This window comes from Pontibacter qinzhouensis, assembly GCF_008017455.1.
Classification (GTDB): domain Bacteria; phylum Bacteroidota; class Bacteroidia; order Cytophagales; family Hymenobacteraceae; genus Pontibacter; species Pontibacter qinzhouensis.
Map to the genome: position 1 here is coordinate 1 of NZ_VRTY01000089.1, position 26,384 is coordinate 26,384.

At 43.9% G+C, this 26,384-nt stretch carries 16 protein-coding genes; 2 read left to right on the plus strand and 14 right to left on the minus strand.

From position 1 onward, the window contains the following. The 3 genes from FVR03_RS18670 to FVR03_RS18680 form a co-directional block, all read right to left on the minus strand. Positions 1 to 873 (minus strand): glycosyltransferase family 61 protein (locus FVR03_RS18670; protein ID WP_147923292.1); only part of this gene is annotated, 873 nt, incomplete at its 3' end. 69 nt (positions 874 to 942) lie between these two features. Then, a complete protein-coding gene (locus FVR03_RS18675; RefSeq protein ID WP_147923293.1) occupies positions 943 to 2,058 on the minus strand; it encodes an alginate O-acetyltransferase AlgX-related protein in 1,116 nt (371 codons plus the stop codon). A 27-nt stretch (positions 2,059 to 2,085) separates the two neighbouring features. Continuing rightward, entirely contained in the window at positions 2,086 to 3,441 is a 1,356-nt protein-coding gene (locus FVR03_RS18680; protein ID WP_304608228.1) for an MBOAT family O-acyltransferase, read from the minus strand. Between the two features lie 617 nt (positions 3,442 to 4,058). On the opposite strand from FVR03_RS18680, the gene FVR03_RS18685 reads away from it, so the two are divergent. Both FVR03_RS18685 and FVR03_RS18690 read left to right on the plus strand, forming a co-directional pair. Further along, the gene (locus FVR03_RS18685; protein ID WP_187270219.1) at positions 4,059 to 5,660 is read left to right on the plus strand and encodes an SGNH/GDSL hydrolase family protein; all 1,602 of its coding nucleotides are present in this window, start codon (positions 4,059 to 4,061) and stop codon (positions 5,658 to 5,660) included. A gap of 902 nt (positions 5,661 to 6,562) precedes the next feature. Next, positions 6,563 to 8,932 carry a LamG-like jellyroll fold domain-containing protein gene (locus tag FVR03_RS18690; RefSeq protein ID WP_187270220.1) on the plus strand — a complete coding sequence of 790 codons (2,370 nt, stop codon included), beginning with the start codon at positions 6,563 to 6,565 and terminating at the stop codon, positions 8,930 to 8,932. 671 nt (positions 8,933 to 9,603) lie between these two features. Here the strand turns inward: FVR03_RS18690 and FVR03_RS18695 are convergent. The 11 genes from FVR03_RS18695 to FVR03_RS18745 all read right to left on the minus strand — a co-directional run. Further along, positions 9,604 to 12,429, minus strand: coding sequence for a PA14 domain-containing protein (locus tag FVR03_RS18695; protein WP_147923297.1), 2,826 nt, complete (start codon positions 12,427 to 12,429; stop codon positions 9,604 to 9,606). A 1,018-nt stretch (positions 12,430 to 13,447) separates the two neighbouring features. Further along, positions 13,448 to 14,518, minus strand: a complete 1,071-nt coding sequence (locus tag FVR03_RS18700) for an IS5 family transposase (RefSeq protein WP_147923298.1) — start codon at positions 14,516 to 14,518, stop codon at positions 13,448 to 13,450. Between the two features lie 125 nt (positions 14,519 to 14,643). Next, a complete protein-coding gene (locus FVR03_RS18705) occupies positions 14,644 to 15,834 on the minus strand; it encodes a glycosyl hydrolase (protein ID WP_187270221.1) in 1,191 nt (396 codons plus the stop codon). A 98-nt stretch (positions 15,835 to 15,932) separates the two neighbouring features. Further along, positions 15,933 to 16,772: a glycosyltransferase family 2 protein gene (locus FVR03_RS18710; protein ID WP_147923299.1), complete on the minus strand. Its 840-nt coding sequence runs from the start codon at positions 16,770 to 16,772 to the stop codon at positions 15,933 to 15,935. 13 nt (positions 16,773 to 16,785) lie between these two features. After that, positions 16,786 to 18,027, minus strand: coding sequence for a glycosyltransferase family 4 protein (locus tag FVR03_RS18715; protein ID WP_147923300.1), 1,242 nt, complete (start codon positions 18,025 to 18,027; stop codon positions 16,786 to 16,788). An 11-nt stretch (positions 18,028 to 18,038) separates the two neighbouring features. Continuing rightward, positions 18,039 to 18,974 (minus strand): nucleotide-diphospho-sugar transferase, encoded by a 936-nt coding sequence (locus FVR03_RS18720; RefSeq protein ID WP_147923301.1) that lies wholly within the window; start codon positions 18,972 to 18,974, stop codon positions 18,039 to 18,041. A gap of 51 nt (positions 18,975 to 19,025) precedes the next feature. After that, positions 19,026 to 20,351 carry an O-antigen ligase family protein gene (locus FVR03_RS18725; RefSeq protein ID WP_147923302.1) on the minus strand — a complete coding sequence of 442 codons (1,326 nt, stop codon included), beginning with the start codon at positions 20,349 to 20,351 and terminating at the stop codon, positions 19,026 to 19,028. Positions 20,352 to 20,397: 46 nt separating this feature from the next. Next, on the minus strand, positions 20,398 to 21,597 hold the full coding sequence (locus tag FVR03_RS18730; protein WP_147923303.1) for a glycosyltransferase family 4 protein: 1,200 nt from the start codon (positions 21,595 to 21,597) through the stop codon (positions 20,398 to 20,400). 40 nt (positions 21,598 to 21,637) lie between these two features. Next, on the minus strand, positions 21,638 to 23,164 hold the full coding sequence (locus FVR03_RS18735; protein WP_147923304.1) for a lipopolysaccharide biosynthesis protein: 1,527 nt from the start codon (positions 23,162 to 23,164) through the stop codon (positions 21,638 to 21,640). A 101-nt stretch (positions 23,165 to 23,265) separates the two neighbouring features. Then, on the minus strand, positions 23,266 to 25,644 hold the full coding sequence (locus FVR03_RS18740; RefSeq protein WP_147923305.1) for a polysaccharide biosynthesis tyrosine autokinase: 2,379 nt from the start codon (positions 25,642 to 25,644) through the stop codon (positions 23,266 to 23,268). 1 nt (position 25,645) lies between these two features. After that, positions 25,646 to 26,384, minus strand: a 739-nt coding sequence (locus FVR03_RS18745; protein WP_147923306.1) for a polysaccharide biosynthesis/export family protein, incomplete at its 5' end; no start/stop codon positions are given.

The window sequence follows — 26,384 nt, forward strand, 5'->3', positions numbered from 1 at the left end:
CAGTGCTTTGGTTAGTTCCTGCTCGTTTAAGATGTTACGAATAGCAGAATCTGAGCGGCTTATGTAGAGGCGCAACGGCTTTTTATTTGCAGCACCCTCTTCATCTACAAACGGAAGGAACGTATCGCGGTTAAACTTCCATAGCCACTCCGGCACAATAGTATGATTGCCTCGTGGAGCGGTGGAGGCCACAATGCAATCGGCGGTGATGTGTGGCTGCAGGTCGCCGGCAATCAGTTTGTCTTTTGGTATACCCAGCATCTCCAGCGTCTCAGTCTGGTAGCTGTAACGCAGGCTCGGCACCAGAAACCAGTCGATGGTGTCGTATAAACCGCTTTCGCGGAGCAGGTGCAAGCGAGGCAGCACATCGACAAACCAATGCGATATATTATTAATGCCAGCTCCTCCTGTTAAAAGAGAATATACTGTGCCTTCATACTTTTCAGGAACGGAGAAGTAGCGCTGGTTAAAAATATTGTTCTGTTCAGGTGGTGTTACCTTCCCGTTTGTCAGGCTCAGCGACACTTGGTCCACCACCCGGTTGTACTGCGAAATAATGGCGATACTGTTCTGGTTATCGGTATAGATGCGGCCTTTTGGCACTTCCACCACCATATAATCAGTCTCCACAGATTTGAGCGGTTTCCAGTAGTCGGAGCAGGCAGCAAACAGGTGGTCCGATACCATCAGGTCAGACTTATAGTTCCTGTAAAGCTCATGCACCCTTACTTCATCAGGTTTCAGGTGCTTTAAATCGTCTAGGGTGAATATGCAAACATCTGTAGGCTTGAAGCGGGTGTTGTAAGGAATTACTTTACCGAGTTCTTTTTTTATTCTTTTCAGGGCTTTTGTATAGAGAGTATTTAACTTCATAAAGATATTCAATAGGGTATATTGTATATACGTGTAAATAGTATAATTTGGATTTATTTTTTTAGTATTCTATTCAGAAAAATTAACAAAATGAGGATTTTTTGTTAGTCCCGAGTCGGGTAAAGCCTGTCCTATTTTAAGTGTTATAAGCTCTGCAGCCTGTGCCACGGCAAACTCGTTCCAGTGAGCATCGTCGGAGGGGTAAAGTGCGAGTTGTTTTTCATTGTGAAGGTATTCAAAAGCAGGCTGTAAGTTTACCACCTCTACCTTTCTCGCCTCCAACTCTGCCATGAGGCGAGGTAAAAAGTCAGGTTTGTTACTTTCCGGCAACATTTTATAATAGATATTCTCCTTGTTTGGAATGGGCATAAACATAAACCGGATGTTTTTTTCTTTCAGCACCTTTTTATAGCCTTCAATAACATCAGCTATGCGACTTATTTGTTCATCAGAAAACCTTCTGTTGGCATATTCACCTTCCAGAAAAAATTCGTTGTTGTATTGTATGTATTTTTTAGAACCGTATTTGCGCTCAAGATCCGCCTTGGTTTTATGGTAAAGCATAACTTTCGAAAACCTGTCGGCAGTTACAAAAAGAGTGGTAAGCAGCGGCGACGATTTAATTAATTCGCCGCTATGGGCCCTGAGCCTGGAATTGAAGCCATTGGCACCTACAGCAGGCAAATGCGGTATACGACGCTCAATGCTTGATACAATCACCATTTCCGGCGGCCGGTTAATCAGGCGCTCTGTAGCCAAAAAACGGTTTATAGTAGCAGGAGCGAAGGAATAAACATTTTTTTGCAGGTGTTTTTCCAGCACATTAGCCAAGGTTTCGTCCTGGGTCAGTTTGGCGCCCGTTATATTCGAGTCGCCAATTAAAAGCACATCGCATTTTGTGTCGCGGTTACGGTAACCGTAGGCATCGGTAATCCATTCTACCTGCTTTTTCTCTGCAAACGGCGTTCTGGGTGCCAGTTCACCCTCTTCCACCATCTTTACATGCATGTTCGGATAAAAAGGACCTGGCATCAGTTGCATGGAGTTTACAGAAATGGTTTCCCACACTCTGAAGGTAAAAGTATCGATAGGCAGCACGGCAGCTTCTATAAAAGGGTAAGCCACAAACGGAAGTGCAAGCAAGGTTAATTTCAGCAACAGCCTCTTTACGCCAGTATTTTGCATATCCTTTAATTTAATTTCTGAAACTGCTTAAAATTGAAAATAAATAAATTCCTGGTTTCCGAACTGCCCGAAAAGCAGTATAGCCAGAATTGCACTATAGTAAACTCCCCATCGCACCCACACCGGCCGTTGCAGAATAAGCTGCGAAACGCTGCCGCTGCGCTGAATGAGGTGCACTACCTCCATAATAACAATAGAAATAACCGACACAGCAAAAACCTTTAAGCCCTGGTCCAGGAACAGCACGTGTGCGGGGTTGGTAAAAATCTCGCTTACATTACCCACTTGCGTAAAGCTGCTCCTGATAATGTAAAAGGCATCTGCAATATGATTGGCCCTGAAAAAGATCCAGGAGAAGCACACCAGTACAAATACCGTGAGCACCTGCACCCATTTATAAAGCAAAGGGTACTTGGTTAAACCTACCATGTGCACTGCTCGGTTGCGCTGCTCTTTTGTTAAGATACCCACTATCTGATAAATACCGTGTAAGGCTCCCCATATTAAAAAAGTCCAGTTGGCGCCGTGCCACAACCCGCTCACCATAAAAACAATAAACAAATTGTAATACCAGCGCCACTTTACCACACGGTTGCCACCCAGCGGAATGTACAGGTAATCTCGGAACCAGGTCGAAAGCGAAATATGCCAACGGCTCCAGAACTCTGAAATTGTTTTGGCAAAATAAGGGCTCCTGAAATTTTCCATGAGCTTGATGCCCATTACCTGTGCGGCACCAATGGCAATATCGGAGTAGCCGGAAAAATCGCAGTAGATCTGGAAGGCAAAAAAGATGGTGGCAATAACAAAGGAGATACCTTCAAACTCACCGGGGTTGTTGTAGACCTGGTTCACCATCAGGGCCAGATTATCGGCAATCATTATCTTTTTAAAGAAGCCCCAGGCCATACGACGCAGCCCCCCCGCCGCACGTTCGTAATCGAACTTATGGCTTTGCTTCAGCTGACTGAGCAGGTTTCCTGCCCGCTCTATAGGCCCGGCAACCAGCTGCGGAAAAAACGTTACAAACAGAGCAAATATACCAAAGTGCCTTTCCGGTTTAATGCGGCCGTGGTACACATCAATGCTGTAGCTCATTGTCTGGAAGGTATAAAACGAAATACCCATAGGTAGCAGCAGTTCAAAGGCAGGCATGGCGTACGGTACGTTCAAACCTTCAGCCAGGCCTCTGGCACTTTCGTTAAAAAAGTTGTAGTACTTGAACAGCAGCAGAATGCCCAGGTTAGAGGCAATGCTGATATACAGAATTGGTTTTCTAAGGTGCTTCTCCTCGTTCGAGTAAAGACCCATTTTTCGGGAGCAGAGGTAGTCTATAACAGTAGAGAGTACAAGAATAAGCGCATACGCCGCTTTCCATGACATGTAAAAATAATAGCTTGCCAGCAACAAGATAATCCACCTTCTGTTGGGAGGTGTCAGAAAGTAGAGAGTTACAACAACCGGGAAGAATATGAAAAATTCAGTAGAGTTAAAGAGCATCTGAATAGACAGGGGTTAAGTTATTTAATCTTCTCGTCTTGTTAATTAACCAGAGCGTAAAGCAAGAATAAAGCTGAAGCAGTTATGGTTAAGTCAGGATACCCTATATTATATAGAAGTTGCAGCAAAAGGTTTTGCTTTTGGGAACATATTTTTTTCCTGAAAGTGGATCATGCATCATTTGTTATTTATCTTAGTGCGTGGTATGAAAGTTGTAAATATAATGCGCTTTTTAATGTCATTTTAATAAAGTTTTAATTTCACAAAATTAAGGTTTAAACAAAGATTTAAACATAGCAACTCTTTAATATTAATTTCGTTAAAGGGTGTGCCCTTACCTTAACCAAACCCGACCGCACCATATGGAGCACCTATTTACCTCTAAGTACTTATTAGTATTTACCGTATTTATTTCCCTATTTTTATGTACCAGTCCTGTTTTAGCAGCAAATAATCTGGCTTTCACCTCAAGTGGCGTAGCGTTTAACACGACACAAGAGTTGGCACTGCAGCCGCCCACCGGGGTGCAGGCTTTAACTTCTCTGGCAGGCTCTATTACCTTACGATGGGCCGCAGCAGGCAACCAGGAAATTACATCTTACAGCATTGAAGTTGCGGCCACGGAAAACGGTACGTATATGACCTTAGCCAGTGTTCCGAATGCCCGCACCTCTTACCGCCATACAGGTCTGGCCCCAAAGCAAACCCTTTTTTATAGAATAAGGAGTTTTGACGGAGATAATTACTCTGCCTACAGCCCGGTAGTTAGTGCCACTACCCGACCAGCAGATTTTGTATATAAAATAATGCCCCTAGGCGACTCTAATACCGAAGGCCATGATAAGACAACAAACAATACTGAAATACCGATGGAATACAGAGCCTCCTACCGCAGTGAGTTGTCGAAGCTTTTGACTGATGCCAAAATAAATTTCGATTTTGTGGGCAGCAGAAAATCAGGTAGTGAATTGGTGGAAGACGATGATCATGCCGGTTTCCCCGGACTGGGGAACGGGCATATTGCCAGTATTTTACGCACCGGTTCCTACACCACTGGTGGCAATACTGTACCTGTAACCGATAGAGCTTATCTAGATATTTACAATCCTGACATTATTCTGCTGCATACAGGAACGAACGGTGTGAGTGGAGATGAAGAAGGAATGAATAGTTTAAGTGCTATTTTAGATGAAATCGACTACTACGAGGCACGAGCAGGAAAAGAAGTAACAGTTATAGTATCTAAAATAATTTTACGGGTTTGCTCTGGTCCTTTAGATTGGGAGTGTCCAAATCGAGGAGGTAATGAAATCACCATTGAATATAATAACCGAATGGGCCCCATGGTTGCTGATCGGATTGCCATGGGCGACAGACTGGTACTAGTCGATATGGCTGATGCCAAACTTGACTATACCTATGCCAGTAGCCTAAGCAACGGCGACATGGCTGATTTCCTGCACCCGGTTCAGAAGGGGTATGATAAGATGAGCATGGTCTGGCATAACGCATTGGTTTCTGAACTTGTTTTCGGAACATTTCCGGTAGAGTTGGCTTCTTTTGAGGCACGACCAACCAGCCAGGGAATTGCCTTGCATTGGAGAACAGCCTCAGAAAAAGATAACAGCCATTTTGTGGTGCAACGGATGAAAGACCAGGATCAGTTCGTGGATGTAGGCTCCGTGGCGGGCAGCGGCACGAGCAGTATAACTAAGAATTATACCTTTACAGACACGCAGGCACCTGTAGGCACCCTTTACTACCGCCTTAAACAAGTAGATTTTAATGGTGCTTTCTCATTCTCTAAGGTTGTACCTGTTGCAAACATGCAAAAAGTAAAGCAGGCAGATCAGCTTTATCCGAACCCTGCTGATGGCAGAACAGTGCATATAGAAGCCTATGGATTTGTACCGGAGGAGCAACTAACCTTGTTTGTATTTAACAGTTCGGGTAAGGCGGTTGGCCAGTTAAAAGGAAGTTCTGATGGAGCAGGAACATTGGATAGTGATCTTAATTTTCAGGAAGCATTGGCCCCCGGCTTATACTACCTAACTGTTGCCGGAACAAATAAAACCAGAAGCCTGAAATTTGTGGTGAAGTAGCACAGCGGAACCCAGGAATGCCAGCATAAATAGGCCTAGAATTACTTTAACTTCTACTAATCCTGCTCAAAATCTGTGGGTGAGCTTAACTTCTTTAGCGCTAGTGCTTCGTCCAACTCAATAATAGAACTTAAATGTTGTGTTGGCGCAAGCACCCTAACTTCTGGCAGCTGCCTTTGGTCTACTTAAAATTCCTGTGCAGCGGCATGAAACTCCAATAAGAAAGTAATTAAGCGAATTTCTAAGTACATTCAATCAAAATATGTCGGGTGGACCCTTGGCAAAATTCTGATGTTAAACCTTCTGAAGGCTATTTTCATTCGAATAATTTAGAAGCTAAGACTGAGATCGGTTTGACCAATCCGACAAAACTTTCTTGTGTGTACTGAGATACTCTATCTATAACTATGTTTGAACCTGAATTCTTAGTGCTAATACCTGCAGGAGAGTTGAAATAACCCTTGACCACTTTTTTAAAAAAATCCTTCTGGAGGGCAAAATCATTCAGATAATTTCAAAAATGGGTTACTGAATTAAACTATAACCTTCCTTAAATTTGATCGATTATATAAATATATACACCTCATTTCTAACTATTTATAATAAAATTTGTAATAGGTTAATATAGGAAAAGTCACAACAAATGCCACCCATAGCTTAAATAATATTAAATAAAAACAATATTACAACTTCCCTATAAAATAGGCGTAATAGGAATTACTATATAGCTGAATAGAGCGCTTCATCACAAAGATTAGTTCATATTGTGCCGTTGCCAACAAGGCAAGTGTAACAAAGAATTTTGTAAGAACGCCCTCGCTAAGCGAATGCATGATGTATGGCACTGCTCTTGTACAGTAGGCTGCTGTAACACTAGTTGCCATCGAATCACGATTACACGAATGAGATATATATTTACCCCAACAATTATTTTCGTATCAGGTAGCTTAGCTCCTAAACAGGCGCCTGCTCAACCATTTACTTTCAAGCTTCTGCAGCACTTCTTCTTGGTTCTTTTTGTATCCATTTATGTAGCTGCGCTGCCAACGAATGCCTTCGCCCGCGATGTATTAGCCGATAATGCGTGTCCAACTAATTTGGTGCATTATTTTGGCTTCGATGAAGAGGCGGGAGGTCCTTACCTTGATTATACTACCAACACAACTGCTGGCTGCACCAATTGCCCCACACCAACACCAGGGTTGTTTGGTGGCGCGCAGAACTTTAACGGGAATAGCCGCGTCGATTTTGAACAGACCCGTCATTTCCAGTGGGGCCCGAACAGTAGCTTTACCATAGAAGTTTGGGTACGCACCACAGAAGTTTCGGGTACAAACCAGGTGCTTATTGGCCGCGATGCAAAAGACTCGCAGGCACATTGGTGGCTGGGCATAACTCCGGAAGGCAATGCCACATTTGTTATCAGAGACAGAACCGGCAATACCATGAGTTTGGGTGGCGAGAATGAAGGTACCATCAACCGGAAAATTAATGACGGCAACTGGCACCACCTGGTTGTGGTGCGCAATGGCACCACCAGTACAAAAGAGCGCCACACCCTAAACAAGCTTTATGTAGATGGTATGGCTATCTATAGCCTCGAACATCCATTCGGCTCTGATTACTTGTCAGCGTCACCTGTTAACATAGGTTACCTGGACCTGCAAACCGGCTACCCGTACCGTGGCGCTATAGATGAACTGATGGTGTATGATCGAATTTTATCGGAAGGGGAAGTGCGGGCTAGGTACAACAACGGCGCGGGCAGCTACTGCGGCCCCAATAATGTGAGCACGGCCATTGTTTCGGAACCTGTTACACATGGTGTAGCGGAGCAGAATTATTTTTATGATGTAAATGCTGTTGGCAGCCCGGCTCCAACTTACAAATTACTTGCCGCTCCGCAGGGTATGAATATAAACAGTTCAACGGGCCTGATTACCTGGAAGCCAACTACAGTTGGTTCTTACACGGTAACGGTCCAGGCTACTAACCTGGTTAATGCAAGCGAGCAGAAATTCACGATCGAGGTAAAACAAGGAAACGGAGAGATAGCTGAAATTATTCATCACTGGATGCTGCATGAGATAACTGGCAGCCGGTACCGCGATTATTATACTCCCCACCATGCTGAGGCGTCGGATATTGCCCGGCCAACACCTATAACAGGCGTTGTGTCTGGCGGTCAACGTTTCGATGGGCAGGATGATGGACTTGACGTACTGGAGAGTCCCCACTTTAACTGGGGTGCCGATGCTGACTTTACCATAGAACTTTGGATGCGAACAACTGTTACGCCATCGGGCAACCAGGTGCTGATGGGAAGAAGCGCCAAGGACTCGCCGGTGCAGTGGTGGCTTGGCCTGAACCCGGGCGGAGAAGCTGTTTTCGTAATGTTCGACTGGAACAGGAGAGGAACTGCCGTTACAAGCACTGGCAAAAGAATTAACGACGGCCTCTGGCACCAGTTCGTAGCTGTAAGGTCTGCAGGTTCCAATAGCAGCAGGTTGTACATAGATGGTGAACTGGCGGGGCAGCAGACCTACCAGTTTGAAGGAGGGTTTGCCAGCAGAAGCCCTGTAAACCTGGGTTACCTTAATGAAGCGTCGGGTTACCGCTACCAGGGCGACCTGGACGAGGTAAAACTATTCGGCAGACCACTTACAGCCGTAGAAATAAAAGAGCGATATACAAACGTTTATTCTGCTATAACAGAGCTGCTATCTTTTGAAGGTAGTTATGCAGCCGGCTCGGTTTTGCTTAATTGGGAATCGTTTAACGAAGTTGATGTAGCTGATTTTGAAGTGCAGCGTTCAGAGGATGGGGAGGTTTTTACATCCATTGGCAGTGTAGCGGCCAAAGGTCCTAGCTCAGATCGGTTGCCCTATAATTACACAGATACTTCGCCACTTTCCGGAGATATTTATTACCGACTTAAAATTAACAAGACATCCGGAAGATTCACCTTTTCTAATATTATTTTAGTACGGAGCGGTGGTTTTATGGCTTCTACCTTTTTGCTGTTCCCCAACCCAACGAAGAGGGGCGATGTGCAGGTAGAGGTTACAAAGTTTCAGGTAGAAGAGGAGGTAAGCTTTGTTATTTCTGATCTGGCCGGAAAGCGCATCAGTCAGGAGCAAGTTAAAACCGACTTTAATGGCAACCTTAACTTTAAAGTGACTATAACAGATCACATGCGTCCGGGTATCTATAACTTATCTGTTATTTCTAAAACTAAAATTCTGAGCCGTAAACTGGTTGTGGTGGAGTAGTTGTTAGAAGGTATGCTAGCGAGGATTTTCTTTTCTGGCAACCAGCAGCTTGCTTTAAATGCACTTTATTTGCTGTTATTGTTTTTTCAGGCAGAGGTATTTTTCCTGCAGCAATATTTTCGTTTAGCAAAACATAACTGAACCTTGAATTCTGCTAATGAAAATGGCCTTCAGAAGGTTTTTAGCCCTATTATTGCCAAGGGTAGCGGATAGTTTTTCCTATATAAAACTCAGGTTGTGCGGTAGTAGCGAAACAATGATTCGTTCTCCTTCTGCCCCTCTGTCATTCCATTAGGATCCTTTGGGCGAGATCTATCAGCAATCGCAGCTCTTTTGTTGCCTGATGCAAACTCGCTTGAGTAGCAGTTACCTCAAAGCTTATTTTATATCTTATCAATTCCCTCAAAGCACCTTTTTAGTACAGAGAAAACAAAACGTACGAGGGGAGAAGAAATTTAAAAATAAATTAAAATTTCTGTAACACTGCACAACCAGCTTCCGTATAACAACCTATACACTAGGTAGTAGCAGTGTATTAAATTGGTGCAGCAAGAGTAGGGCAATACGAAATGGAAGTAACATGATCTTGAAAGGATAGGTACAGAAGGAGCAAAAAAAAAGATGCCCACCTAACAGATGAGCATCTTATGATAAAAGATAATTAGAAAAAATTATTCCTTCACTAATTTAAATGTTTTAGAGCTTCCTTTTGCGTCTGTGTAGCGTAAAATATAAAGGCCGCTATTTAAAGAGGAAGAAGATAAATCGATTACAAAACGGTTATTATCTAACTTCAGGTTATTAGCTTCTTTGTAAACAACTTTTCCTGCTTGGTCAAAAATAACCACTTCCTGCAGTTCAGCTCCATTTTCGCCAAGGTCAAGCGTAACAGCATCCCTGAATGGGTTCGGGTAAGCTGCGGCCTCTGTGAAAGATAAATCTGTTTGTGCGGCAGTTGCAGCGGCAGTAGCGCTAAGACCAGTAGAGATGGGCGATAAGCGGTTTCCTGCAATTGGCCGTTCTTGTGTTCCATTCGGCAATTCCCATCCAACGGCCAGGTTATCACCTCCGCCACCTTGAATATGTATAGCTTCGATATAATAGCGTTTGCCAGCCTCTAAGGTTATTTTACCAGATTTTTGAGATGATGTTTTTTCCCACTCTCTTGCGTGCGTCCAGCTTCCGGTATGGGCAATTCTCCTTTTGTTTGAAGGATTATCAGAAGTACTTAACCAAAGTTCTGCTACGTCGTCACCAGCAATCCAGAACGTATACTGACCGGAAGTAGGAGCCGTTACATAACCACGAATGCGCTGACCATAGTTATTGCCTTGTCCTGATGGTGCTTCAAAAGAAGTAAGTTCAGTTGTTTGGTTTGGAGCAGTAGTTACAGGAACATTGTTTACAGCAATACCATGTGTGTTTCTCCAAAGGTCGCGGGTAATTTTTCCTGTTGGTGTAGTAGCAGAAGAAGGAGCAGAAATAGAAGCGATTGGTGCATCGGTTCCCAAAGAAGATAGTCTGTTTCCGCCTATTGGTCTCTCCTGAGTTCCATTTGGTAAATCCCATCCAACAGCCAGGTTATCACCTCCGCCATCTTCTTTATGCAGGGCCTCAATGTAGTAGCGTTGGCCTGCCTGCAGGGTAATTTTTCTAGATCTCTGCGTACCGTACTTGGTCCACTCTCTTGAGTTTGTCCAGCCGTTAACATAAGCAATTCTTGTTTTATGACCAGGATCTTCCGAAGTACTAAGGAAGAGGTCCACATTATTATCGCCAGCTACCCAGAAAGTGTAGTCGCCTGTAATAGGAGCCGTAACATAACCTCTAATTCTGGCACCATAATTGTCTGCTACATCCGTAGGAGCTTCAAAAACGGTTAATTCAGTAACACTGGTAGGAGCAGTATGTAAAGGAATGTCAGATGTATTAGAGCCTCTAACATTGGCCCACATCTCACGAACAATCTTTCCTGAGCCACCACCACCTGTGCCAGGCTTAGTAATGTCTAAGTTGGCATTAATAACTGTTATGCTGATAGCAGCTGAGGTGGTAGTAGCACCCTGGTTATCTGTTGCTTTCGCAGTTAAGCTATAAATACCTAGTTTAGCATTTGTCCAGTTGTAAGTATAAGGGCTTGAGGTAGCTTCGCCTAATTTAGTTGAACCCTGGAAGAATTCTACTTTGCTGATAGACCCATCAGCATCATTAGCGTTAGCAGCTAATTGGATGCCGGTTCCGAGAACAATAGCAGCGTTAGCGCTAGGAGCAGTAAACGCTACAGTTGGTGCCTGGTTGGTGTTTGTTGGTCCTGAACCGTTAGGGCCTAACTTAATTCCGTTCTGCTGTAATTTCTGTGCCCAACGTGTTACTTCAGCGCGTTCAGTATCTAACGTAATAGGGTTAGGCATGTGTGTGTTAGATGTAAAAGAAGCATGCTCTGCAACAGAGATATCGTTTCTGTTTTGTGGGTTTCTCCACTTAACAACACCAATTATGTTATTGCTGATAGAGTTAGAGAAGGTCGTGTTTTTTCTGTAGTAGTCTTTGCTCCAGAATCCTGAAGTATACATGGCGTATTCTCTTCCGTTAGAATGCACAGCAGCTGTAACCACTCTGTTGTTTACGTACCTGATGTTGTTACCACCGGCTATACCCATCGAGTAATTTCCTAATCCTACTAACTGGTTGTCGGATGCAGTAATGTAGGCCGGGCAAATATTGATATTACCGTCACCGTCTGTAATAATACCACCACCTGAGTATTCTGTTTTAGTAGATGGAATAGGGAAAGCTCCCTGAATAAAGTTGTTGTGAATGCGGATAGGAGAGTCTGCGGTACCGCGTGTGTTGTACATGTTAATGTTGTCTTCCACAAGCGATTTGTCGGCTTCGTTAATTACTTCGTTCCAGGCAACTTCTGCATGTCTTACTGCTTTTCTAAAGTTGAACTGTACGAATTGTGAACGTTCGAAACCATTGTGTACGCGTCCATCAATGTTTTTAGCTTTGTTATAACGAATTTTGATGGTCTGGCTGGGAGTGCCGTTGCCATCGTAGCTAGTGCCGAGGTAAATACCGGCGGTAGATTCCATATAGTTATTTTCAACAACTATATTTTTGAAGGCGTTTACTGTTAAAAAGCGGCGGGGCTTCATAGATCCGCTGTAGTTGGTTGGAGTAAGGCCGTAGCCGTTACAGTTACGAACTGTCAGATCTGCAGGCCAGCTCCATGATCTGATAAGGTAACCTGCACCCCGAATATTGGAGTTGACAATAATAACAGGTTCTGAGGTTTGGATGTCGACTGCAGGAACGTCTGAGTTTCTGGATTCCCAGTTACCGGTGTAGGTTCCACCTTTTGTAATTACGATCGGACCGCTGTACGACTGGGCTAGTGTGCTAGTGGTTGTTACTACATAGACTACTAAGAAAGTCAATAGAGCAAGCAAAGTCCGGCTTACCCTCTCTGGAGAGGTAAGAAAAATTGTATTCATCTTCTTTGGCTAAAAGTTGAAAAATTAAAAAAACTATTTTTTACTACTGCTTCAAACTCATCATGAACATTAATAGTTCACTTTTTATAATTTTTGAAGTTTACTGAAATTAAGCACTAACAATTGTTGACTTTTATGTGGTACCATATATTATTAGTTACAAATATAGGCATGTTTTTTTGTGAAAATCCAGTGTTTAGGCAAATATTCTTAAAAAAATAATATTGAATAGAAATAGTTATATTTTGATAGTTGATAATTATGCTATTTATAGGCTATGTGGGTTGTTTTTATCTATTTACCATTGTAAATAAAGTTGTGCCAAATTGGGAAAGTGATATTTATTTACTTGTATAAATTATATAAAATATATAATAAAAAGAATAAAATAATTGTATAATTCAAAAAATATGGAAAATATATTATATAAAAATTGATCAATATAGGATAAAAAATTATATTTCTATATATATTTATTATTTAATATTAAGAATTTTTTCATGTTGGATATTTCTCATTTAGAGCTTTCCTTCTATAAATTTTTATTTGATGTTTGCACATCGGAAATTTAATATAATGATTAAAATCACTTTTCACCTTTAATACTATTGTGGCTGTAGAAGTACCCTGTTATTTAAGCCACATAAAGTATTTACCTGTAAATGGCACTTTCATTTTGGCACAACTTAGTATGTTACGTGTAGTATAGAAAACTTATAGACCAGCTCTGTAAGCTGTTAACAGGAAGGATAAATAATAATAGGGGAGGCAGTACTGACTATATGAAAATTAAACCTTGACCAGCCAATTTTACTACCCAAGTTATAAGCACCCTTGGGTACTTTTGCTATAATATCCTTTTGGAGGACTATTTCATTTAAGGGCACTCCTAAAAATTGGTGTTCCTATTTTATAAGCACCTGGTGCTTATTTTTAAGTTAGTGTAGCTTTTTGCTTCTACCGGTGCATCTTGTATAAGCTGTTCATAATGAATTGTTTAACTTTTGTCTCTTTCATGCTAGGACGCGCTTGTCCACTGCGGGCTCAGTTGCACCTTGCGGAACAAGTTGTAAGTTAGGTTCATAAGCCCGATCATGGCCTTAGCCCGCACCATACCAATGCTACGGATAAAAGCTCCTTGCATGCTGTTCTCCATAAAGCCATATACGTGCTCTACCCGGGCCCGCACCTGCGACTTAGCCTTGTTACTCTCTTTCTGCTCCTGGGTGAGTGGCTTGTTGCGGTAGCCCTTCTCACATACTTTTACCGCTACCTTCTTGTCCTGAACAAGCTTCTCGTGCAAATCTTTGCCTACATAGGCGCTGTCGGCATACAGCGGCTGGTCCTTGTCTTTCCCGGTGAGCAAATCTAACAGTTCATTGGAGTCATGTACCGAGGCATCGGTGACGGCGTAACCAGTCAGGAGCTTGCTGGCTGCGTCGCACTTGGTGTGGTTCTTATAGCCATCGTAAGCCTGCAGCCGCTTCATTGTCCAACGCGCATCCATATCCTTTTGCCGCAACATCTTAGGCTGCTGCTCCCAGCCCTCTGGCACCTGGCCGCTCTTAATCTTTTCGTTGTCCTCCTTGCTGTTACGCTGCCGGGGCACCTCTACAAAGCTGGCATCCACAATCTTGCCCTCATGCACCACGAGTCTGAGTTCCTCCAGGCGGGCCAAAAACAAAGCAAAAAGCTCCTCCACCAAGCCCAGGTCCGTCAGCCGCTCCCGAAACAGCCACACCGTTCTGCTGTCAGGCACATCATCGGCCAGCGTCAGACCCAGGAAACGCATGAAACTTAACCGGTCACAGATCTGGTATTCCGTCTGCTCATCGGAGAGATTGTAATAGCGCTGCAGAATGAGAATCTTAAAGAGCAGCACGTAATCATAGGGCCGCCTGCCTCCTTTGCCCTTCGGCTCCACATAAAGGCGCTCCTCCAAAAGATCACGGAAGAACTCAAAATCAATACCAGTAGAAAGCTTCTCCAGCGGATCGCCCAGCTTGCTGAGTTTGCTCAAGCGAAGGTGCTCGTCGAAAAGACCAAGTGATTTATGACGTTTGAAGGTTTTCTTGCTAAGGTTGCTCATAATACCTGCAAAATAAACAGATTTTATACTCTAACTTCAAATAGGGGAGTTTTTAGGAGTCCCCTTAAATAATTGGTGTACTCAGGAGGAGTGAATCTGGAAATGTACCTAAGAGTTAAGTGATTTTAATTACCTCCTGTTGTTTTAGAAGCAGCCTCATGCTGAAGCAAACCAAGTACTATCTGCTTAGCAGCCAGCTTTTGTTGCCACTTTCCGTACTCCTGTTTCTCCAATTCTTTTGTTGCCTTTTCTTCTAAAATAATATTTTCGTAGGTGTTGGCTGCCTTTTCCATGCCTTTCATGATCTCGTTTCGCCAGGTACCGGCTTTGCCTACCACCGATAAGGTGTTGTGGTGCATGCTGTTGTTATAGGTAGCGCGGGTGTTATAAAAATCTCTGGCCCAGATGCCACTCGTCCAGAATGGGAAGGGAGTACCATCGTCGAATTGGGCTGCTACTATGCCCGTGTTGTTATAAACCTCTATATGGTTACCGCCTGCTATCCCTATGCAGTAGTTCCCGAGGCCTACCAGCTGGTTTTCGAATATTTTTAGATGGGCGGTGGCAGAAAGAGAGTCAGTGCCCGGAGAATCGGTAATAATGCCTCCACCTGTATACTTTTTTTCAGTGAGAGGTATAGGAAATGCTCCTTCGATGTAGTTGTTATGAATCAGGATAGGGGAGTTGGGGGTTCCGCGTGAGTTATAGATGTTAATGTTATCTTCTACCAAAGAGTTCTCCGGCTCATTTATTATTTCATTCCAGGCAATTTCGGCGTGTTGTATAGGGTTCACAAAATTAAACTGGACAAACTGCGAACGCTCATAGGTATCGCCAAACACGCGGCCATCAATGTTTCTGGCTTTGTTGAAGCGTATTTTTACAGTTTGTTTCTCTGAACCGTCTCCTTCGTAACGTTCCCCAAGGTAAATACCTGCTGTGCCTTCGAGGTAGTTGTTTTCCACCACCAGGTTCCTGAAGTTGTTGAGCGTAATAAAGCGTCGTGGTTTCTTTGAGCCAACATACATGGTTGGTCTGATGCCATACCCGGTAGTGTTCCTTACTGTGAGGTCGGCTGAGTAGCCCCAGGATTTAATGAGATAGCCTGCACCACGAATGGTTGAATTAATGATGATGACAGGCTCTGAGGTTTTAATCTCGACTGCTGGCACGTTTGAGTTTCTTGAGACCCAGTTCCCGGAGTAGGTGCCTCCTTTACTGATCACGATAGGCTCATCGTAGTCGTGAGCTCCTGCACTACCAGCTGAAGGTTGAGAATAAAGAACTTTATAAGCAACTACACCTACAGCCAGCATAGCTGTTACGGCTAATCCTAACCATAACTTCCGCCTGAACCATAGGTGTAATTGATCTTTTAATCTTATTGAAATATGGTGATGTTTGCTAATAAGCATTATTTAACAATGTATCCAAATATGCGACGGGCATAGCCATTTACCAGGTAGTATGGTACGTAAGGCTTCGGGCAGTTTTTGAGGGTGAACCTGGTGAAGTCGCGCAGGTTGCCGCCACCTTTTATATCGAACAGGTGCTTGTAAAAGTTATTCAGGCTTTTGCTTATCCTGTTCTTACGCTCGCCACTCTCTTCGGGGTAGGTGTAAAGCTTGGCATCGTAGTTACAGTACAACTCAAAGCCTCCGCGAGCAGCCGTATGCGTAAAATCGTAATCAGCCACATAATGCGGAAAACGTTCCTGATCGAATAACCCTACTTTCTCAAATACCGCTCTCGGAATAAGTAAGCCACGGCCGGGCAACTGCGATACTCTATGAATACCAACCTGCTTTTCTTTTGGAAGTTCCTGTAGCAAGTGCCGCACTTTGTTCAGCTTGAAATCAATAATTTCACCTCCAAAAATAGGCTCCCGGGTATCGGCATCCATTTCGAGTGCTCCTATAACAGCATTTGGCTTTTGTCTGGCCCATTTGTAGGTGTTCTCTATAAAATCGGGAGCAACATCAACATCGTTATTCATGGTCATAACATAGTCGGTGCCAGAGGCCAGCGCATGCTTAATGCCCATATTTACACTAGCTGTCCAGAATAAATTGCCATCTCCAAATAGAACTTCCACCTCCGGAAATTCTTCTTTCAGCATATCGGCGGTTCCGTCTGTAGAGCCATCATCAACGATAATAACTTTAAAGCTCTGGTCGGTCTGCCGCTGCAACGACTCCAGGCAGGCTTTTGTAAAATGCTTTCTGTTAAAAACGGGTATAACTATATGTATCATGTTAATCTTGTTCTTATGGGTGAATCTCTGCTATTTCTAACTGAGTGAATTTACTGTAGAACCTGGCAATATGTTCCGTTTTAAGGGTCCAGGTTTGTGTTTTTGCAAAGTTGTAACCATGCTGGCCCATCTGTTCTCTAAGCGAAAGGTTATCATAGAGTTGCTCCACAGCCAGAGCCAGTGCTTTTGTGGTTTGTTCTGGTGTGGTTACAGGTACTTTTATGCCGGCATCATCTGGTACCAGGTTTTTACCACCATGCAAATCGAGGGTAATTACCGGTAAACCAAAGGCCATGGCTTCTAAAAACTGCGCGGCAGAAGAGTCGCGTAGGCTGCAGAACATAAATATATCGCTTTCGGTGTAGGCTCTCTTTACTTCCTCCCAGGCAACCTGTCCTTTCCAGTCTACTTTGCCCTGTAGGTTATATTGCTCCACCCACTGCGGCACATAGTCATGCATCTGTCCATCACCTAGTATAATAAGTTTAAAAGGAACATCCGGCCTTACCTGACCCAGGGCTTCCATAACCAGAGGCAACCCTTTGCGTGCAAACAAACGGCCTACCCACACAATTTTCAGTTCTTCGGCTTGCTTGCGTACCGGGTAAGCAGGAGGGTAGAAGGTTTCCGGGAGACTGGTGTCCAGAAACATCTGTGCATTTTTTGCTCCGTTAGCCTTAGCCATTTGGTAGGTATCCTGGTTGGTGGTAAGTACCAGGGATGCGTGGCGCATGGCTTTCCTCACATTAGGGTTAAAAGTAAGCAGCAGCTTACTAATCCAGGTCCTGACAACCTCCATCTTCCACCAGCTGTAGAAGTACTTCTTGAAAGCCTTGGGAGCTTCCTGACCTCCACCTGCCGGCCCGAAAATAAGTGGCTTGTTCAGACGCCAGAGCGCGGTTCCTAACTGCAGACTCCCGATCGTGACGTGGTGCACCAGGTCGAAGTGTATGTTCCGGTCAAGTTCCTGCGCCACCTTATAGGCTTTCTCCTGCCAGTACATGTAGTGTATATAGAAACCAAGGTGGTATTCGAATGTCTTCTGCACCCAGCCCGGAACTTCCACAAAAATAATGTGCAGGTTTGGCAAGGCTAATCTTTCTACCTCGGCTACAATGTTCTCTTTGCCTTCAATGGTGGTGAGACACCAGACCTCGTGGCCCATCTTGGCTGTATTTAACGCCCAGTTCCAGCCATTGCCCAACTCTGTGCCGCGATTAGGCTCGCAGGCGTATGCAGATAGAAGTAACTTCATAGGGTAAAAGACTAAAGACTGATGCTAAAGATGTTTTTAAGCTTGGCGGTAACCTTGTCGCGGATCAGGTAATTGAAATTTCGTTTGTCTGACTCTATATCGCGGATAACAAAGCGCGGGTGCCGAAGCGGAAATTCAATTTCCTGCTCCTGAATCTGCGCCTTTTTATCGTGCAGGTTAAAGGTGTGCGTGGCATCTTCGCCAAAACCAATGTTGCGCACCAGGTTCACTTCCGGCACAATGCAAAGGCCGGAGTTGCTGTATACGGTAAACTCCCACTGGTAATCCCATACATCACCTTTCTCAATGTTGGTAAAGGTTTCGTCCAGCTTGCTCAGGCGGTACATTTCTTCAAACTTGTTCAGGAATATGCCATTCAGGTAGCCTTTCTGTTTCAGTTCAGGGTAGTTGGCTATGTTAAAATCGTATAGTTGCCAGGCGCGTCTCCAGGTGGCCCAGCCCCAGCTGTTCACTTTGTCAGAGAAATAGTACGAGTAGTCGGAGTCGTTGCGCCAGCCATCGAGGTAATTATTTCCGCTGATGTGCATGATGCGGGTATCGTGCTTGTATTTTTCGAGCAGTTCCTGGCAAAACCAGAAAAAACTTTTAGAAGGTATGCAATCATCTTCCAGGATAATACCTGTTTCCTCGTGCTCGTATAACCACGATATGGCTGTAGATGGAGCTACGCCACATCGTAGGTTCTGGTCATGAAAAAGTGTCTTTACCTCACAATCCCAATCAACCTGGTCAATTATTTTTCTGGTTTCTGCACATTTAGCCTGGTCAGCGGGTACATGAGGGCGAGGACCGTCGGCAGCAACATAGAGTCGCTTAGGTTTTACCTGCCTGATACGGTCAAAAACTTTCTGCGTGGTATGAGCTCTGTTAAATATAATTAAAAGCACAGGGGTGTGCAAGGGTTCTTCAAATGTAAGGGTACTCATATAGTAAGGGTCAAATATCTAAGTATATCTATAATACTGTACTATTTAAAACTAGTTGTGTTTCAGCAAAGGTTTGTTTTTAGATTCCAACAGCGACTCTTTTAACCGGCTTAACTTAAGCTTTCTTTTCCAAACGGATTGCTTCAGGTAATTAGTTTTAACAGGCACTTCTTCTTCCATTAACACTATTCCCCAACCTAATATAGCATAGAAAAAGGTTGGCAGCACATACGAAATACCGAAAATAAAGCCGCTCAGTATAAAAGAGAGTAACATGATCTGCCGGATGGTCATGTAACGTACCCGAAAGACATATTTAATAGTTTGCCAGGTAAGCATCAGGAAAATCAGGAGGCCCGCCAGGCCGGTGTAAAACAGGATTTCGATGTAAAAGCTGTGAAAGTGGTGACCATTGCCATCTTCAAAAACCGGTCGACCCAAATCTTCGCGGTAAAACTGGATGGGTAACTCAAAGCCATCGAAGCGCATGCCCAGAAATAGGTTGTCTTCAATAAAAGGAACATACGATAGCCATTGCTTGTAGCGCCAGCCACCTGTGCCCTGCGTCTCAAAGTTTTCCATATCTGAGAAACTTGCCTGCACCTTGTCTATAATTTCGGGGTGCATCGAGAACAGGAACGCGCTACTGGCTATAGCACCTATAATACCTACCAGAATGATTGGAACCAGCTTACCGAAATTAATAGGCTCTTCGGCTTTAAATTTGGTAAGCAGGTAATAAAAGGCTAATACCACTGCCGTAGAAATCCAGACGGTTCTGTGCTGAAAGAAGAAAATTGTCAGCAGAACGAACAAAGCCAGGAAGAGCTGCATCAGCTTTCCTTTATAGAAGTAGTTACTCAGGTAATAAAGAAAAGGAATTACCAGCATGTACACAGAAGAAGAGTGAACCCCACGCTCATGGTCTGTGAACGAAGAGATACTTAATGTATTAGGATTTACGATCAGCACATTCAACCAAAACCCAATCATGATGAAGTTAACGACGTGCAAAAACTTCAGATAGAAATTTCCCTTGTAAAAGGTGTAGATAAAGAAAGCAAAATACAATACAAACAGCTTTTGGAAAACGTGTGGGTACACGAGTGGAGTATTATATTTATACATAGACTCCAGCACCATACCTATCACGTATATGTTCAGGAGCACGTAAATCATCCGCATTGGCTTTGACATGCGCTGGAACTTTAGCCAGCAATAGCCAAAAGAGAGGGCAGCGCAACCTTTTAGCAGCACATTTAGCATCATGTACTGGATGTTAGGGTTGCTTGGCGCTGCCAGCTCTGTGAACATGTTGTCCATGAGCATGATCAGCGCAATAGGAATAATAAATAAGAACGAATAATTGATCTTCATCTGTTTAAATGCTTGGTAGCACCTGTTGGTATTCCGTCTGGGGGTGTTAGTTGATACCTTCTGCCAACAACCGGCTGTCAGGCTCGCGTTCCGGTACTAAAGGCTTTCCCAGTATCTTACTGTAATACTCCAGGTGTTTTGTAATAATTACTTCTTCCGAATAGTTAGCCTTCGCGTATATTCTCGCATTTCTCTCCATCTCCTCCCGAAGCGACTTGTCTGTAAGGAGCTTGGCGACGTGGTTTGCAATGTCTTCAGGCGACAGTATATCGCATAGTAAACCTGCTTTGCCATAATTAAGCAAGTGTGGAATAAACCCACTTCTTTTACCTGCTACTACTGCCGTTCCGGTTACCATGGCCTCCAGCACCACCATCCCAAACGATTCTTCTCTGGATGGATGAAGCAACACTTTAGCAGCAGCTATTCGCTGCAGAACTTCTTCGAAAGGCAGAGGCCCCAGAAACAGTACGCCATCCTCCAGCTTATGTTTTCTGGCAAACTCGTGAGCTTCGCCATTTTCTTCCATGCCTGCACCAAGCAACTGGTACTCGAGGGTCGGAAACCGTTTTCTTAATATGGCAAAAGCCCGCAATGCCTGATGTACGTTTTTGCGCCTGCCAAAGCCCATAGAGGTTGTAATAAGGTAATTACCTTTTACAACTGGTTGTTTAATAGTGGCTTCAAAATCGTGCGGGTAAAAATTGGCAATGGTACGGGTTTTTACTTTCTCTTTTTTGCTTAACTGGCCGTAGGTGTATTCTGAGTTTGCTATCAGGTATTTTGCTTTTGTAACCACATAATAATTAATGCCCCAGCGCACCAGCCTGAATAGATCTCTATGGTTTAACAGTATCTGCAACGCAACATCGTGCAAGCTTACTACCATAGGAATACCTGTTTTTAAAGCTGCTGCTGCATACTCATAAGACCAGAAGGCAACTATGAAATCAGCAGGGTGCTGCTCTATCTGGTTTTGAAGCTCTGCAATCTCGAATTTGAAAAACCTACGTCCGGGTTGTGGCAATTGCTGGCTAACATACACCTTCAGGTTTTCTGTTTCATAGGCCAATGGCTTATCTATGGCGCCTGAATTTGTGTAAGCTATAACTTTGTAACCTCTGCTAACCAGAGCATTAATAAAATGTGAAGTAAGTGGAAAGGCATTTGTTACAGGAAAATTTGTCCCTTTCAGTTCCCACTCCAGTATATTTAAATCAACAGGTCCGCATACTCCGATAGTCATAGTAATAAGTTTTTTATAATCAAGTGTTTAAATAAGCATATCATGCTTCTTTTACGTTATAACTCTTGTATTTATAGATCATCCTGCTATAAAATTTACCTGTTTTTTCAGAGAGCCCCATTTTGTCGAACACGATCTGCATTTCTGCTTTCAGTAACTTGTGCGGAAACCACAGGGTTAGGCTTAGAAGTAAGATAGCGCCCGTCAGCATCTGAGCTCCCAATATTAACCAGGCTGGCAGATCTGCTCCTCTTAGCACAGAACTTACAAGGTAAAGTGCCCCGGCAATAACAAGGCCGTTGATTACACCCGGCAGGTAAATAGATAGCTGCTGCCTGTATGAAAGTTCCAGAACCTTGTTCATAACGAATTGGTAAAGGCCCATACGCACCAGTTCACCCAGGAAAATGGCGAAAGCGAATCCTACCAACCCATATCCTCTCAGGAAATAGAAGAACAAGCAGATAATTACGATAAAGGCAATGGTGAGGGCTATTTTCATGTTCAGAACTGCTTTTGCATCGCACACAATACCTGCAAACATGGTTATGAAGCTAAGTGGTATAGCCAGGCAAAGAACCTGCAGTACCGGCACAGAGGCTGACCATTGGCTACCCAGCAGGATGTAAACTATTTCAGGGGCAGCTACCAGTATTCCCATACACACCGGTATGACCATAGCACCCAGTAAGGTTATGCTGGACAAGTAAATCTTGCCAAGCTTTTCGACATCAGACTGCAGTTTGCTGAACGAAGGGAAAATAACCTTGGTGAGCGTTCTGGTGAGCATGTACATCGGCAGGTTCACCAGCATAAACGCTCTGTTATACAAGCCTAACCGATGAGAACCCAGTGCACGACCGATCAGAATGGTATCTAGGTTAGTTGCCAGAAACTCCAGAAAACTGATCACCGACATTTTGCTGCCATACTGAAACAGCGGTTTGTACGATTCCCACTTAAAGAGCATCAGCACGTTGTGCCTTGTCACGATATAAGAGCCAACGGCAACTAAGGCGGCCTGCGCCAGCGATGCGTATACAAGGCTCCAGACACCAAAGTCGAGGTAGGCCAACACCACGCCCAAACCGAGGTAGGAGACAACATACGACATTGTTTCCAGAATGCTGATGACCTTGAACTGCATGTTACGCTCCATCAGGCTAACGGAGGTAGCACTTATGCCATTAATAAAAAAGGCCAGCGACATAACTCGCACAATAGGGGCCACATCCGGGTTATCGAACAGAACAACAGAGAAAGGTGCCAGTAACCAGGTAAGTAGTGTAAATACCAGGCCCAGCAACAAAGTTGAAGTAAAGGCAGCTCTTATATTTTCTTCGGAAAGATCTTCTTTTTGAACGATAGCCTTGTTCAGGCCGAGGTTTGCAAAATAGCTTCCGAAACGCAGGACAACTCCCGAAATGGCAACCAGACCAAAGGCCTCAGGCTCCAGCAATCGTGCCATGGCTGAGGTATACCCAATTTGCATAACAGCGTTGGCAACAGTCGAGGCCGATCCCCATTTTAATCCGCTTACAGCTTTTGAAGCCAGATTTTTACTCATCCCTACGTAGTGGTATTGTTTGTTTGAAAAAGCTCTTCCAGGTAAAACTGCCTGAAAGAGCTTTGGAAATGAAAGATAGGTTTGATGGCTGAAAAGCTTAATTACACATAGTAATAAGAAGCTTTTTTCTTGTAGCCGTACTCGTAAGTTTTGCCGTAGTCAAGATCGTTTATAACGGTGTACAGGTTCTTTATTCTCTTAGAGGCATACAACTCATTTATTTGCTGCAACATGTCTTTGTTCGTAAACCTGTGTTTTACCACATAAATGTTCGTGTCCATGTGCTTCATCAGAATAAAGTATTCCGATACAAACCCAATCGGAGGAGTGTCTATCACAATGTGATCGTATTTGTCTTTCAAGCTTTCAATTAATTCACGCATTTTAGGGCGCTCCAGCAACTGAATAGCGTTATCCGGAATAGGACCACTCGATATAATATCCAGGTTCTCAATTTCTGTCTTCTGTACCACGTCCTCCAGGCTGATGCCATCGGTAAGGTAAGAGGATAGACCGGCTGCGTTATCTGTGTTAAAGTACTTATTAAATGTTGGCTTCCGCATGTCAGACTCAATCAAGACAGTACGCTTACCCGACATTGCTAACTCCGTACTCAGGTTAACAGAGGTAAAGGTCTTACCTTCTCCTGACACCGAAGAGGTAACGCCTACCACCTTATAATCCTGGTCTGCCATCAGGTACTGCAGGTTAATCCGGATAGAGCGGAACGATTCTGCAATAGCTGAACGAGGGTTGTTCTTAACCGCCAGCTTATCGTTTTTAGTGCCATGGGCAATAACACCCAAAAATGGAATGTTTGAAACATTAGCCAGGTCGTTTTTACCTTGAATGGTGTTGTCTACATTGCTGATCAGCACAATCATGGCAGCAGGAATAATCAGCCCTATGATAAGCGCGAGCATGTAAATCATTTTTGGCTTCACGTTAACTGGGCCGCTGCTGGCTAAAGAAGCACGGTCAATTACTTTCTTGTCGGTGGTGTTAGTGGCAAGGGCTATAGAAGCCTCGGCACGTTTCTCCAACAGGTAGCTATATTTCTTATCCACAAACTCCGATTCGCTTTGCAGGTCCGCTAACACACGCTCACTTTCCGGTAAACGGGCAAGCGTTGTCTCAACTTCACCAATTCGTCTATTTACATCACGTAAGTTGTTGTTCGTTGACGATATTACATTTTTCAGGTTAGAAACGATTGCGTTACGGGTATTCAGTATTTTACTTTCAAGTACCTGTAGTCTGGGGTTGTCTTGCGTGGCTGTTACGCGGTAACCAGCCTTTTCGCGGTTCAATTCGGTAAGTTGGTTAAAGAGGTTGCTCAAAACAGCATTGTTAACACCTGCCGCTGCAGCCGGAGAAACAGCCTGGGCCAGAGCATCTTCGCCTCTGAACTGCTCTAACAAACTTTCAAAATTTTGTTTCTCCACCACAAGGCGAGCCCGCTCAGTCTGCAATTGCGAAAGCTGCTGCGAACCGATGGTGGACTGCGTTCCGATATTGGAGATCTTGTTGGCAGAGCGGAAAGAAGAGATTGCCTGCTTGCTTTTTCTTAAAGAGTCGGTAAGGGTAGCTAGCTGGCTGTCGATAAACTCGATGGTCTTATGTCCGTTTTGGTTTTTCTCCTCCAGGTCTTTCGCCACATATTCTTCCATCAGGGTGTTCAGGAAAGCCAGTTCCTTTTCTGGTATGCTGCCTTTGCTCTTCAGCTCCAGTACGCGAGACTCCCGATCGATAGGCTTTACCTCCAGCTTCGACTGTTGAATGGCAACCTGGCTCTTCATGCTGTTTACCACGAAGTAGTGCTTTTTGCCATTGATGTCTGCGGCACTGCTGTCGCGTAGCAACGTGAAGCTAAAGTTATCATCTTTGTAAGGCTGCCCGAAGTAATGCACTTTAACTAGCGATAATTCAGGAACAAGGCCAGAGCTGCTGTGCGTACGAAAATCGTAACGCTTCACATCTTCGGCATCAATTGTGATCTGGTATTGCTTGTCGTTCAGGACCTTTATCTCTATCGGAATATCGACCAGCTGCGTAGAGCTGGTGTCTAGTTTCACAATAAAGGGTGCTTCGTTGTACTGCTCCTGCACCACCAGCTCGCCAAATGAGTTCAGCCAATGGTCTGTAACTTTATAATATGAAACAGAGAAATCGAGGCGTTGCAACGCGCGCTTCACCATTTCCGCCGACTTAATTAAACCGATTTCATCTTCTACCTTTATTCCTTTAGATGGAACATCCAGAATGTTCAGCAGTTCCTGCGCTTTTCTGGAGCCGGTCTGCTGGTCACCTAAAAGTAAGGTCGATTTAAATTCGTATAAGCTGTTAGATGTTTTTACAAAAACATAGGCACCTGCCAGCGATATCAAGGCGAAAGCCAGGAAGAAGTACCATTTGTTTTTAAACTTAAATAACCAGCTCTTTATATCTATTTCGTGTTCTTTTGTATTCTTTTTCATCATGCTACCTAAAATAATTTAATAATAAAACACCTGTCGAAATAACTCCCAGAAGGGCTGTAACCACTACCAGGTTTTCTCGCTTAAGTTGAGTTTTCAGTGGGTCAATATAGAGTACATCGTTCGGCATTAAGTAATAGTACGGAGATTGCACCAGGTTAGGGTCAGTTAAATCTAATATTATTACTTCTGAACCTCCGGTGGTTTGTCTTATCAGCTTCACTCGTTTACGGTCGCCTGCCTGTGTCAGGTCGCCTGCAAGGCTAAGTCCTTCTAATAGGTTCGCCTGTTCATTATACACATAATAGTAGCCAGGGTTACGAACTCCGCCCAGCACACTAACTTTAAAGCTAAGTAGTTTTACGATTACGGTGGTCCCTACCAGGTACTTGTTCAGGTTCTGCTGTATCAGGTCTTGGGTTTGAGTAGAAGTGAGGCCAACTACTTTAAGTTTCCCAATGGTTGGCAGCGTAAGAAATCCAGCTTCATCTATGGTGTAACCTGCTAAATATAACGCACTGGGTCCGCCAAATGCCATGGTACTGGCTGGGTCTACTATGTTAAATAGATTGGAGAGTTCAGGTTGTTCGCTCTGCACTTTTACCGACAGAACATCGTTGGCCTGTAGTTTATAAGGTTTAGGTGAGTTGGCAGCTGATGTAGGTGTTGTAGTGTTGTACCGGTCGTTTTGCATGTAGGCTAACTCTCTGTTGGTCATGCAGGATGTAACGCAGCAAAGAAGG

Coding starts and splice junctions, on each gene's coding strand:
- FVR03_RS18700 (WP_147923298.1), bottom strand. CDS start 14,518: ATGAGCAACCTTAGCAAGAAAACCTTCAAACGTCATAAATCACTTGGT.
- FVR03_RS18720 (WP_147923301.1), bottom strand. CDS start 18,974: ATGAGTACCCTTACATTTGAAGAACCCTTGCACACCCCTGTGCTTTTA.
- FVR03_RS18695 (WP_147923297.1), bottom strand. CDS start 12,429: ATGAATACAATTTTTCTTACCTCTCCAGAGAGGGTAAGCCGGACTTTG.
- FVR03_RS18675 (WP_147923293.1), bottom strand. CDS start 2,058: ATGCAAAATACTGGCGTAAAGAGGCTGTTGCTGAAATTAACCTTGCTT.
- FVR03_RS18735 (WP_147923304.1), bottom strand. CDS start 23,164: ATGAGTAAAAATCTGGCTTCAAAAGCTGTAAGCGGATTAAAATGGGGA.
- FVR03_RS18705 (WP_187270221.1), bottom strand. CDS start 15,834: ATGCTGGCTGTAGGTGTAGTTGCTTATAAAGTTCTTTATTCTCAACCT.
- FVR03_RS18710 (WP_147923299.1), bottom strand. CDS start 16,772: ATGATACATATAGTTATACCCGTTTTTAACAGAAAGCATTTTACAAAA.
- FVR03_RS18690 (WP_187270220.1), top strand. CDS start 6,563: ATGAGATATATATTTACCCCAACAATTATTTTCGTATCAGGTAGCTTA.
- FVR03_RS18740 (WP_147923305.1), bottom strand. CDS start 25,644: ATGATGAAAAAGAATACAAAAGAACACGAAATAGATATAAAGAGCTGG.
- FVR03_RS18680 (WP_304608228.1), bottom strand. CDS start 3,441: ATGTCATGGAAAGCGGCGTATGCGCTTATTCTTGTACTCTCTACTGTT.
- FVR03_RS18730 (WP_147923303.1), bottom strand. CDS start 21,597: ATGACTATCGGAGTATGCGGACCTGTTGATTTAAATATACTGGAGTGG.
- FVR03_RS18725 (WP_147923302.1), bottom strand. CDS start 20,351: ATGAAGATCAATTATTCGTTCTTATTTATTATTCCTATTGCGCTGATC.
- FVR03_RS18715 (WP_147923300.1), bottom strand. CDS start 18,027: ATGAAGTTACTTCTATCTGCATACGCCTGCGAGCCTAATCGCGGCACA.